Below are 11,596 nucleotides of genomic sequence, written 5' to 3' on the forward strand. Positions count from 1 at the left end.
CAATGGCAGGTGAGCACCGACGGTGGTACTACATGGAGCAACGTAACCGGTGCAACAAGTGCCACACTGGCTCTTACAGCCGTTACCACTGCTATGAACAACAACCAGTACAGAGCCGTATTGAACGGAACATGTACTACCAATCTTAATTCAACTGCGGTTACTCTTGTAGTGAATACTCCTGTAGTGATCACTGCACAACCGGTGAACGTTTCTACCTGTTCTGGTACCAGCGCAACCTTCGGAGTTACTGCTACCGGCACAACCATTACTTATCAATGGCAGGTAAGCGTAAACAACGGGCCATTCGTTGATATTGCCAATGGTGTTAACTATTCAGGGGTAACTACAGCCACCTTGACTGTATCCAACATTACCACTGCGTTGAACGGTTACAGGTACAGGGTGGTTGCAAACGGTGTTCCTTGTGGCGGAGTTACTTCTGCTGCTGCTACACTTACTGCTAACCCTACTCCTACCGTAGTATTGACTGCAGCGTCTTATGCAAATTATGACCCGTCTATTTCTACCGGTTTATTTGCTACTACCAGCCCGGTAGGTGTTTACACTTACCAGTGGTTTAAGAACAATGCAGCTATCGGAGTTACTTCTGCTTCATTCCCGCTTAGCGGAGATGATTTTGGTGAATACTATGTGATCGCTACCAATACAAATGGTTGCAGCCATACTTCCAACAAGGTTACTGTAGCCGATTCAGCTTCCAACCTGCTGTTCATCTACCCTAACCCTAACTCCGGTAAATTCCAGGTAAGGTATTACAATAAGGGAGGCAGCACGATAGAACGTAAAATGGTGATCTATGATTCCAAAGGCGCCCAGGTTTACGTGAAAAATTATACCGTTACAGGCCCTTACGGCCGTATGGATGTAGAACTTAAGAAAGCTTCAGCGGGCATCTACGTCGTTGAATTGCTGGATAATTCTAATAACAGGGTAGCTAGTGGCAAAGTGAATATCATCAAGCACTAAGCAGTCCGGTTTATGATAATTGAAAAGGTGCCCCTTGTGGGCACCTTTTCTTATGGGAGGGTTTTATGAGTAGCGGGTGACGGGTTGTTGATTGTGTGGAGTACCTTTTCTGGAGAAATCCCTGCGGAGATGGTTAGTATGTTATTGGGGACGTTTGTTTCACCCCACGCCATTCGACGGGGCAGGCGCGGAGAACGGGAGAAACGCAGAGGGTTAGCAGAGAGTAAAAGGAAAATTTCTCTCTGCGAAAACTCTGCTGGCTCTGGCACTCTGCGGTTAGGGAAAGCTTCTTCACCGCAGAGAACGGGAGAACCGCAGAGATTTCGCAGAGAAGGCTTCGCACACGATCAATTTACCCGCCAGCAGCAACCCGTAAATTCCTGCCCATAAAAAAGCCGTCTGGCAAAACTGCTGGACGGCTTTTAAAAAAATATTCAGAATGACATGACTTGCTTACCTGAGCTTGTGAATGTAATCGTTATTCAAAAACTGGCGTTTGATATCCTGCAGATCCCTGCTGATGCTGGCATCTACCAATGTATCTCCCAGTTGCAATTTGAAACCGCCGATCAGGCTTTCATCTATCCCTGTTTCCAGCTCGATGCTTTGCAATGCCTTATCCGATTTGATCTTGTTTACGATCTCATCCTGCAGTTCTGTGCTGATAGGAGTAGCTGTTGTAAATTTCACCTGGTGAATATTATTCATCGCGTTATATTGTTCGATGAATGCTTTTGTTATTTCAGGCAGGTTGCTTTCCCTGGTTTTGGCTACCAGCAAACGGATGAACAAAGTAGTGATATTGCTTACTTTATCAGCGGTAATAGATTCAATGATACTTTGTTTCTTGTCAGAAGCGATCACCGGGCTTTTTAGCATTGATACAAAATCACTGTTGCTTTTACAGATCTGCGCCAGCAGTTTCATATCGGCTATCACAGCCTGAAGGCTGTTCTGTTCTATAGACAGATCCAGCAGACTCTTTGCGTACCTTCCGGCTAAACGTGGATTGTTCATATTTATATGCGAATGTGCGGCGGAGTCAAACGGCGATCCTGCCCGCTACTTTTAATTAGTTAAGCTTTACTTCTCCGGCCAGCTGCTTGATGTAATTTTCCTGTTCAGCTTTGTTTGCCAGTTCCCGGCGCAATACTTTTTCGCTTACTTCCACTACAAGGTTACCAACCTGATTCTTGATATCGGTAAGTGCGGCCATTTTCTGGTGCTGGATAGAAGCCTGAGCATCAGCAAGGATCTTTGCCGCCTGTGCTTTCGCTTCTTCTTTTGCTTCGTTGATCATCCTGTCTTTTGTTTCCTTTGCTTCTTTCAGCAAAGTAGCCCTTTCTTCACGCGCCTGAGCCAGCAATTTTTCATTGTCGTTCTTCAGCTGCGCCATTTCAAGCTTTACCTTTTCGGCAGAAGCGATTGATTCTGCGATGTTGGTTTCCCTGTCAGTAAGGCCGGTGATGATCGGTTTCCATGCAAATTTTTTCAGCAGGAAGAAGACGATCAAAAAGGCGATCAAAACCCAGAACATGAGGCCCAGATGCGGTAATAACAAATCCATAATAGTTATAAGTTATGAGTGATGAGTTATAAATCAGATTTTTAAACTCAATAAATTTTAAAAGATTACTGCATCCCCCGCCCTTTGCTTCGGATGCAGTAATAAGCTTTGCGTGCAATTAGGCTTTCAATACAGCCAACAAACCAGCGATTACCGCGAAAAGGGCAACACCCTCTACGAACGCAGCAGTCAGGATCATATTTGCACGAATGTCATTGCTTGCTTCAGGCTGACGAGCGATAGATTCAACAGCTCCTTTACCAATCTGACCGATACCAATACCGGCTCCGATTGCTGCAAGACCTGCGCCTATTGCACCACCAAAATGAGATAAACCAAGCTGAACTTCAGCGAACACAGTCATCAATGTCATGATACTTCTGTTTTATAATGAATAAAAAAATACAAACTAAACCCCTGAACTTCTAAACTTTCTAACCTCTTAACGAAGTTTAGAAGTTTAGATAATTACCGGCTCCGCGTGCCCATCCACATCGTCATGTCCACCTTCCATCGACTGGCCGATAAATACCGCAGTAAGGTTGGTGAAGATAAACGCCTGGATAAATGCCACCAGCAATTCTATAAAATAAATGAATACAGTAAACAAGATAGAGATCGGCGAAAAGCCATAACCTGCCACTTTAGCCATTGCACCAAAGATGAAGATCAGTGAAATGAAGCTCAGGATGATGATATGCCCTGCCACCATGTTGGCAAAAAGACGGATCATCAAGGCTGCAGGTTTGATCAGCAACACACCAGCCAGCTCGATCGGGATCAAAATGATCTTTACCAGGAAAGGCACGCCCGGAGGCCAGAAAATGTGCATCCAGAAATGTGCGTTGGTACTGAAAATGATCACAAAGAACGCCACCAGGCCTAAAACGATGGTAAAAGCGGTGTTACCTGTAACGTTGGCCGCTCCCGGTAACAAACCGAACAGGTTGTTGATCAATATGAAAAAGAAGATCGTTAATAAGAGGGGGAGGTAATTCTTCCATTTTTTCCCAAGATTTGGCTTTGCCACTTCATCACGTACAAATGTGATCACCGGCTCAACTGCATTCTGCCAGCCTTTCGGGGCAGAAGTAACACCCAGGCCATTCTTGTATTTTTTAGCGATGCCCAGCATCAAAAATACCAGCACGATAAGCGCCAGCAACATCTGCGCTACGTTCTTGGTGATTGAAAAATCATATACTTTGCTGCCATCAACTGCGCTGATCTCCCCTTCTTCCAGTTTGTAGCCATTGTATTCTTCCCTGTGCCCTTCGTGGCCGAAACGGCTGGAAGAGAAGACAGAAAACCCTTTTGCAGGAGAATAAACAATTACAGGCAGAGGAATAGTAGCATGAAAATCACCGGCGGTGAAAAAATGCCATTCGTGGGCATCTTTGATGTGATCCATGATGATCTTGGCAGGATCGAGTTTTTCGGTTTCACCTTCATGATGCTCTGTTACCGCGTGATGGGTAGTATCCTGTGCAAAAACCACAGTTGATCCCAACACCATAAACAGGCTAAAAACCGCTACCAGTAATGATTTGATGCTCTTTGCTGCCATATCCGTTCTGAAATTTGCCGCAAAGATAAGGCCCGGGGGCTGAAATTAAAAATTAGAAGGGAGGAAATTGAGAGAACTTTTAATCAAGCCCCATTTCATTTCTGAGCTTCTTGATCTTTTCCAATTCTATTACATCCAGCTGATCTTTTGGTCTGTTCACAACTCTTTTATTAGCAATAAGTTGATTGATGTGTAAAAAGGGGATATTTACATCATCAATCTGAGCAATTTGAGCAATACTCAGGCATTCATCAAACGTATAATCTTCCAATCCTTTCATTTCAATCAAAATATCCAGGCGCAGTCCATTGTTTAATCTGAAATCTGTCCAGCCAGGAACAAATTGCATTGTTTCTAACATGAAATAATCCCCCATTTCAGCCTCCTTAAAAGCTTTCCGGAGTTTTTGACGATTTTCCAAAGTATCGTCCAGCCAGATATCTATATCTCCCGTATATCGTTGATATCCATGCAGATTAGTTGCATATCCGCCAATCATGATATATTTCACATCATTTAGAAATAAGGAACGGTAAAACCTGATGATCTCTTCGTCAAAAACATCCATGGCAACTATTTTGTAAGATTATCAGGTTTTGAAATAATGGTTGCTTTTTTAAAGCTTTGTTGCACTTTATATAACATAGTTGCAAAAAGCAATCTTTCCTTATAAGAACGATTTAATCCTTCACGTAGCAATGCGGTTTCTGCATTCTCATAAGATGCAGAGGATTCATTTACCTCAGATGGATTTTTATTCTCCTTATGTTGATATGGAAGAGACATGATGCAATTTACAAAATAGGTATGGGGCAGACTAAATAACCCGCTGATTTTTGTTATTGTCAAACTGAATTTTATTTAGCTGATAATAATACCCCTCCTTCCTTATCAGCTCCTCATGCGACCCTATTTCCACAATTTCCCCTTTATCCAGCACCATGATCTTATCCGCCTTGCGGATGGTGCTCAGCCTGTGGGCTATGATAATGGAAGTACGCCCCGAGATCAGCTTATCGATAGCATTCTGTATCAGCGCCTCACTTTCAGAATCCACCGAGGAAGTAGCTTCGTCCAGGATCAAAATAGACGGATCATATAACAATGCTCTTACAAACGACAACAATTGCCGCTGTCCGAGCGATAAAGTGGCACCACGTTCCATTACATTGTAATCGTAGCCACCGGGTAATTTGAGGATGAAATCGTGCAAACCGATCAGTTTGGCAGCTTCTATCACCTGCCCGCGGCTGATATCCGTATTGCGCAGCGTCACATTATCGAGCACCGACCCGCTGAAAAGGAATACATCCTGCAATACCACGCCAATTTTGCTCCGCAAAAAACCAAGTTCATATTCATTGATATCGATATCATCGATAGCGATGCGGCCACTGTTGATGGTATACAACCGGTTGATCAGGCTGATGATGGATGTTTTGCCGCTTCCGGTATGACCAACGATCGCCAGGGTTTGCCCGGCTTCGATATGAAACGACACATCTTTCAGCACATAACGGTCTTCGATATACGCAAAATTGACATGACTGAATTCGATGCGGCCTGCCATGGTCATTGGTTGGTAAGTATTTTGGTTCAGCGTCACATCTTCATTGTCGATCACTTTGAACACCCGTTCGCTGGCGATCATTCCCATTTGCAACACGTTGAATTTATCCGCAATCACCCGCAAAGGGCGGAACAACAGGTTGAGGCAAAGGATGAACGATGTGATAATGCCCGCCACTTCATGCGGCGAACGCGAAATGTATTGCAACGCCTGCGATTCGCGGGCAGCCCACCATACCAGCAAGCCGACCGACAAAGCCGATACCAGTTCCACTACAGGAAAAAACACCGAGTAAGCAAAAATGGCTTTGATATTGGCATTGCGATGATCTTTATTGATATTGCTGAATTTGGACTGTTCCCTTTTTTCTGCCGCAAATGCCTGCACCAGTCCCATCCCGGTAATATGCTCCTGTACAAATGCATTGAGTTTGGCCACAGCATTCCGCACAGAAATGAATGATTTGTTTACGGCGTTCTTGAAAAAATAAGTTGCTATGATGAGCACCGGAAACGGCGCCAGGCAAACCAATGTAAGCACAGGATCCACAGAGAACATGTAAGCCAGTATTGAAATGATCGAGAGCATATCCGCGATGATCGGTATCAACCCGTCGCTGAAAATATCATTCACACTTTCGATGTCATTGATGGTACGGGTAGTAAGCGTACCGATGGGTGTTTTATCAAATTGCGAAAGATTAAGATGTACGATCTTATTGTAAGTGGTCACACGAAGGTCTTTCACCACCGACTGCCCCAGCGAAGCCGTTGTGAACGTAAAATAAAACCGGCAGGCGCTTTCTATCAGCAATAAAACAATCTGTATGACAGTGATCTCAATGATGAAACCGCCGGGACCTTTCAAAAAGTGACCGAGCGCATCATTTTTCAGACCATCATTGATCGTAAGCTGTATCAGTAAAGGCCGCAATGGCGCCATGATGGCAAGCACAACAGACAATACCAGCGACGCGTAAAATTTATTCCTGTAGGGTGCGGCAAATTTAAAAACCCTTTTGAGAAGGGAAAAACCAGGTTTGGGAGCTGCAGGTGCAGTAGTCATGTTGCAAAGGTAGAGAGTTTCGGGTTACGGGTGGCGGGTTGTGGATCGTTGGCGAAGAATAATCTTTATGAATGGTTTCTCTGCGAAAACTCCGTGGAGCTCATGTTCTCTGCGGTGAAAGCTTTTCCTTAACCGCAGAGAACATGAGTAAATAGAGTTTACGCAGAGAGAATTATGTTTTGCACTTTAATCCCTAAACACTAATCCCTGCTCTACATATCCATCTGCTTGTGATAAGCCTTTATAAATATCGCCCCGAGATTTTTATACGGAGGAATATAGTCTTCCCAGCTTTCCCTTATCATCCTGCTGGGGTCGGAAGAAAAAAGTTTACCGAGCGAACTCCACATCGCTTTCCAGGAAAGTTTATCGCCGGAAAGAAAACTCTGGTTGAGGTAATTCAAGATCGGCCTGTTGATATCCCCGGCGCCTATTTCTTTGGTAGAAATGATATGCGCATCCGGCGATATTTCCAGTATTTCGCTCAGGTTCTGATAGCCGCCGCAGGAACCCAGCACTACTATCTTGGCATCGCCGGGCATACGGTCGATGGTGCCTTTCAGCCAATAACTATGTCCGCGGTGCACCACCACCGAAGGTTTCATATCAAGGGTACGGAGATAATTGGCAAGATGTACCTGCGCAGAATCATCCAGGTTCTCGTTATAATTCAACGGTTTGTTGGCAAATACAAAAACATTCCCTTTTTTGGATTTGATCTCCACCCATTCTTTCTTGGAAGTAACCACCCAGTCTTTTGCAGGAAATGAATTTACAAACGGTGGAAAATAAGCTTTGCCATCTTCATCGCCGTAAAAAAATACCTGCTGCACTATCCTGCCTTTATCGTCCTGCATATCCTTATTGGCCACTTCGTAAATGGATGGTATGCCAAATGCCTGTGTAAGATCCACTTTATTGCTGCTGTCTGCAGAAAGGAAGATCGTTTTCAGCAATCCATAGATCACTTTACCGCGGGCATTATTTTCGGTGATGCTCCTTGATTCATTTTCCTTTACATAATTCAATATCACCGCCTGCAATTTTTTGTTGGTGATGCTGCTGTAAGAATCGGCTACATCCACCGCGTCTTCGAGATTGTCGCCTTTATCAAGATTGGCAACAAAGGCACGCATCAACGATTCAGAATTTTGCGAAGGCATCATTCCCAGGAAAGTATCAAGTTTGTTGTAATTAGCCGCCATCTTGATGAACTTCTTGAAATAATCAAAGTTCACGTTCAATAACAATGAGTCGCCACGCGGCTTTGCACCCATGCGCTGCACCATGCGGTTGAAACTATGTTTGTAGCTCGAAGTGTAAATATCATTTTCTCCCATCACGATCATGTAATACAACTCTTCGGGTGTAAGCGGATCGATCGCTTTCATGCGGATGTTGATATTGCTAAGGTCGTGCAGGGTATTGATAGGCGTAACGAAATGTTCGAGCGCTTTACGTTTGAGCATATCGTGCAATCCATTGGCACCAAACATCGCGATCGGTGTGTCGGGAATGGGTGCCGATAACCGTTTGAAATATTCCGTTTCGGTTTTTACCAGCAGGCGATAGTATCCTATGCTGTCGTACCCTTTTTCCCCATCACCGATCAGTTGCTGGATATCTTCTATTTTTTGTTTGCCTGATAAAATGTCATCGAGGAACGGAAAGTAAAACAATGCATTGGATGTCTGGCTGAGTTTGGTAACCGCCACCACCATCGGGTTTACGTTGCGGTGAATAAGTTTTCCTTCCACCGAATTTTTATTCTGTGCATAAGAATATAATTGCACAGGGTTTTCTTTGCTGGCGATTACGATAAGACTGTCTGCAAAAGATTCCTTCGCGAAGGGCCTGATCGTTTCCAATATTTTGTCGGGATGAAGATGACAGAATTTTAAATACACAATATTCTGTGCCTCCTGGTTTTCCTTGTTGGCAATAAAAATGGTGGCATTGATCTTCGCCACTTCATACGGCGCATCGCTGATGTAGGGCAATATCGATCTTCCTTCAAGATTGGCTTTCATCACCTGGTCGAAATTGTTCACCAGTTCCGGAAATTCGAGCGGGTTGATCTGCCTGGTTTTCCAGGCAACCCTGAAGTATCTTACAAGATCTTCGATGTATCCGAGGTAACGTACTTTTTCATTGTTGCTGGTGATATCTTTATTTTTTTCCACCCAGAAGCGAAGCACATCGATCCTCCTGAAAAGAACATCTGTGAGCTGGAGGTTTACCTCATCATTGGCGCTTGCGTGCAGGATGCCGTCCAGCTTACCATCGGCCTTATCCGTTAGCTTTTGTTCTTTTAAAATTTTGTCGTGAAAGAGGGCACGCTGAAAATCAATCTTCACAGTATCTTCCTGTGCAATAGCGCTGTAACCGGTAAAAAGGGTGATAAGTAAAAATATATGCTTCATATAAAGACTCCTGCTGCAAAGATGATGCAATTTTTTGATGCTTTTTCAACAAAGACAGGCTAATATCCGGCTTAGTTGCATATGGGTTAACAATTTCATAATACTATAACGTTCATTTAACGGTTGCTTTGATGTTAAGGATGGCTAATTTTGCAAAACAATTCGAATATGAGCACTACAAAAAAGATCCTGATCGCAGACGATGAACCCGATATCCTGGAGATACTGGAGTTTAACCTGACGGCAGAAGGTTATGAAGTGACTACTGCTAAAAACGGCGACGAAGCGATTGAAAAAGCGAAAAAGACATCTCCCGACCTGATCATCCTGGATATCATGATGCCGGGCAAAACGGGGATCGAAGTATGCAACCTGTTGCGCATGATGCCCGCTTTTAAAGAAACGCTCATCGTTTTCCTCACCGCCATGAGCGATGAGGGTACGGAAATCAAAGGGCTTGAAACAGGTGCAGATGATTACCTCACCAAACCTACCAGCCCCAAAGTATTGCTGAGTAAAGTAAATTCTTTGTTCCGCAGGCTCAATAAAGAAGAAAGCACCGTTATCAAAGTCGGCGATATAGAAATAGACCGCGAAAAATATATTGTCACGCACAAAGGCACCGACATCATCCTTGCCCGTAAAGAATTTGAGCTGCTGGCTTTGCTGGCCTCAAAACCCGGGAAAGTATTTTTGCGCAACGAGATCCTCAACCAGATCTGGGGTACCGAAGTGATCGTAGGCGATCGAACCATCGATGTGCATATCCGCAAGATCAGGCAGAAGCTGGAAATGGACTGTATCACAACGGTGAAGGGTGTGGGGTATAAGTTTGAGTAAATGCAGTTACGGGTTGCGGGTGACGGGTTGACCGTAGCGTCATCCCCTCTGCGAAACCTCCGCCAGCTCTGGCACTCTGCGGTTTGGGAAGGCTTCTTCACCCCACGCCATTCGACGGGGCAGGCGCAGAGAACATGAGATCCGCTGAGATTTCGCAGAGAAAGATTCGCAAATGATCAACAACCCGCCATCCGTCACACGCACCCCTGAATTTCTCCGCTAACCCGTAACTTTACTACATGTTTTCAGCCAAAAACTTATCCCCCCAACAATTATCCGCACTGACGGCGCTTACGCTTTCGGTACCGATCACGCTTGGGTTGTACTTTTTTAACCATACCTGGTGGGTAACGCTGATCTCTTTCTTTGTGATCTTCCTGGGCAGCTTCGGTCTGATCCTTTTTACACTGCAGACTTTTATTTACAGGAAAATAAAACTCATCTACAAGCTCATTTACCAGACAAAAGCGAGCAAACGCGAAGAGTTTTACTACAAAAATATCCTCCCTCAAAAAAGTATTGATGAAGTACGTGAAGACGTGGAAAAATGGGCGGAACAACGTAAGGAAGAAATTGAATTGCTGCAGCAGAATGAAGCGTTCCGCAAGGAATTCCTGCAGAACCTTAGTCATGAACTGAAGACCCCCATCTTTGCCATACAGGGTTATGTAGACACTTTACTGAATGGGGCTTTGCACAATAATGATGTCAATAAAAAATTCCTGCAAAGCACTTCCCGCAATATCGACAGGCTGGTAAACCTTGTGGATGACCTGGATGAGATCTCCCGGCTCGAAAGTGGCGAACAAAAATTACATTACCAGGATTTCATCATCCAGGACCTGGTTAAAGAAGTATACGACACCTTGTATCTTACTGCTAAGGAAAAAGAGATCAGGTGTGTGATCAAAAAAGGCTGCGAGTTCCCACTGGCAGTGAATGCCGATAAGGAAAAGATCCGCCAGGTATTGATCAATCTTGTGGAGAATGCCATCAAATATGGCAAACAGCATGGAATGGTAGAAGCCAGCTTTTACAATGTTGATGGCAAAAATGTTTTGGTAGAGATCAGCGACGATGGCTCCGGTATTGCCGAAGAACACCTTCCCCGCCTGTTTGAACGCTTCTACCGCACCGATCTTGCCCGCAGCCGCAAAGTAGGCGGAAGCGGACTTGGATTATCCATCTGCAAACACATCATAGAAGCCCATAACCAGACGATTCATGTACGCAGCAAGATCGATGTGGGGAGTACGTTTGGGTTTACACTTGCGGCGAAAAAGCAAACGATCAAGCTATAAGCAATTACGAATGATCAATTACGAATTACGAATGGGTTCATTCGGTTTGCAGGTTGTAATTGACTTTTTAATATCTTGCGCCGCTTAAAATTAATTCGTAATTCGTAATTCGTAATTCGTAATTCGTAATTCGTAATTCGTAATTCGTAATTCGTAATTCGTAATTCGTAATTCGTAATTCGTAATTCGTAATTCGTAATTCGCAATTCGTAATTCGCAATTCTTCACGATTTCATAATCATTTCTTCACTTTCAATTCAATTCCGAATGTGA

The 11,596-nt window shown here is 44.2% G+C and carries 11 protein-coding genes; 3 read left to right on the forward strand and 8 right to left on the reverse strand.

What is annotated here, in order from left to right; all coding sequences use genetic code 11:
• On the forward strand, positions 1 to 990 hold a 990-nt coding region (locus EGI32_RS11490; RefSeq protein WP_255155499.1), incomplete at its 5' end, for a T9SS type A sorting domain-containing protein.
• 453 nt (positions 991 to 1,443) lie between these two features.
• On the opposite strand, the gene atpH is transcribed toward EGI32_RS11490, so the two are convergent.
• From atpH to EGI32_RS11530, 8 genes are all read right to left on the reverse strand, one after another.
• Positions 1,444 to 2,007, reverse strand: a complete 564-nt coding sequence (gene atpH / locus EGI32_RS11495) for an ATP synthase F1 subunit delta (protein ID WP_255155500.1) — start codon at positions 2,005 to 2,007, stop codon at positions 1,444 to 1,446.
• Between the two features lie 55 nt (positions 2,008 to 2,062).
• On the reverse strand, positions 2,063 to 2,557 hold the full coding sequence (gene atpF / locus EGI32_RS11500; protein WP_255155501.1) for a F0F1 ATP synthase subunit B: 495 nt from the start codon (positions 2,555 to 2,557) through the stop codon (positions 2,063 to 2,065).
• 118 nt (positions 2,558 to 2,675) lie between these two features.
• On the reverse strand, positions 2,676 to 2,930 hold the full coding sequence (atpE, locus tag EGI32_RS11505; protein WP_303626641.1) for an ATP synthase F0 subunit C: 255 nt from the start codon (positions 2,928 to 2,930) through the stop codon (positions 2,676 to 2,678).
• A gap of 87 nt (positions 2,931 to 3,017) precedes the next feature.
• Complete coding sequence (gene atpB, locus EGI32_RS11510) at positions 3,018 to 4,124, reverse strand: F0F1 ATP synthase subunit A (protein ID WP_255155502.1); 1,107 nt, start codon at positions 4,122 to 4,124, stop codon at positions 3,018 to 3,020.
• 79 nt (positions 4,125 to 4,203) lie between these two features.
• The gene (locus EGI32_RS11515; protein WP_255155503.1) at positions 4,204 to 4,692 is read right to left on the reverse strand and encodes a hypothetical protein; all 489 of its coding nucleotides are present in this window, start codon (positions 4,690 to 4,692) and stop codon (positions 4,204 to 4,206) included.
• A 5-nt stretch (positions 4,693 to 4,697) separates the two neighbouring features.
• Complete coding sequence (locus EGI32_RS11520) at positions 4,698 to 4,910, reverse strand: hypothetical protein (protein WP_255155504.1); 213 nt, start codon at positions 4,908 to 4,910, stop codon at positions 4,698 to 4,700.
• 31 nt (positions 4,911 to 4,941) lie between these two features.
• The gene (locus tag EGI32_RS11525; protein ID WP_255155505.1) at positions 4,942 to 6,759 is read right to left on the reverse strand and encodes an ABC transporter ATP-binding protein; all 1,818 of its coding nucleotides are present in this window, start codon (positions 6,757 to 6,759) and stop codon (positions 4,942 to 4,944) included.
• 212 nt (positions 6,760 to 6,971) lie between these two features.
• On the reverse strand, positions 6,972 to 9,182 hold the full coding sequence (locus EGI32_RS11530) for a hypothetical protein (protein ID WP_255155506.1): 2,211 nt from the start codon (positions 9,180 to 9,182) through the stop codon (positions 6,972 to 6,974).
• A 168-nt stretch (positions 9,183 to 9,350) separates the two neighbouring features.
• Between EGI32_RS11530 and EGI32_RS11535 the strand changes: the two genes are divergently transcribed.
• Together EGI32_RS11535 and EGI32_RS11540 are read left to right on the forward strand one after the other, a co-directional pair.
• Positions 9,351 to 10,022 (forward strand): response regulator transcription factor, encoded by a 672-nt coding sequence (locus EGI32_RS11535; protein WP_255155507.1) that lies wholly within the window; start codon positions 9,351 to 9,353, stop codon positions 10,020 to 10,022.
• A 239-nt stretch (positions 10,023 to 10,261) separates the two neighbouring features.
• Positions 10,262 to 11,323 carry a cell wall metabolism sensor histidine kinase WalK gene (locus EGI32_RS11540; RefSeq protein ID WP_255155508.1) on the forward strand — a complete coding sequence of 354 codons (1,062 nt, stop codon included), beginning with the start codon at positions 10,262 to 10,264 and terminating at the stop codon, positions 11,321 to 11,323.
• The last annotated feature ends 273 nt before the right edge of the window (positions 11,324 to 11,596 follow it).

It is taken from the genome of Ferruginibacter sp. HRS2-29, from assembly GCF_024343615.1.
GTDB lineage: Bacteria > Bacteroidota > Bacteroidia > Chitinophagales > Chitinophagaceae > Ferruginibacter.

Coding starts and splice junctions, on each gene's coding strand:
- EGI32_RS11520 (WP_255155504.1), bottom strand. CDS start 4,910: ATGTCTCTTCCATATCAACATAAGGAGAATAAAAATCCATCTGAGGTA.
- atpH (WP_255155500.1), bottom strand. CDS start 2,007: ATGAACAATCCACGTTTAGCCGGAAGGTACGCAAAGAGTCTGCTGGAT.
- atpE (WP_303626641.1), bottom strand. CDS start 2,930: ATGACATTGATGACTGTGTTCGCTGAAGTTCAGCTTGGTTTATCTCAT.
- EGI32_RS11525 (WP_255155505.1), bottom strand. CDS start 6,759: ATGACTACTGCACCTGCAGCTCCCAAACCTGGTTTTTCCCTTCTCAAA.
- EGI32_RS11530 (WP_255155506.1), bottom strand. CDS start 9,182: ATGAAGCATATATTTTTACTTATCACCCTTTTTACCGGTTACAGCGCT.
- atpF (WP_255155501.1), bottom strand. CDS start 2,557: ATGGATTTGTTATTACCGCATCTGGGCCTCATGTTCTGGGTTTTGATC.
- atpB (WP_255155502.1), bottom strand. CDS start 4,124: ATGGCAGCAAAGAGCATCAAATCATTACTGGTAGCGGTTTTTAGCCTG.
- EGI32_RS11515 (WP_255155503.1), bottom strand. CDS start 4,692: ATGGATGTTTTTGACGAAGAGATCATCAGGTTTTACCGTTCCTTATTT.
- EGI32_RS11535 (WP_255155507.1), top strand. CDS start 9,351: ATGAGCACTACAAAAAAGATCCTGATCGCAGACGATGAACCCGATATC.
- EGI32_RS11540 (WP_255155508.1), top strand. CDS start 10,262: ATGTTTTCAGCCAAAAACTTATCCCCCCAACAATTATCCGCACTGACG.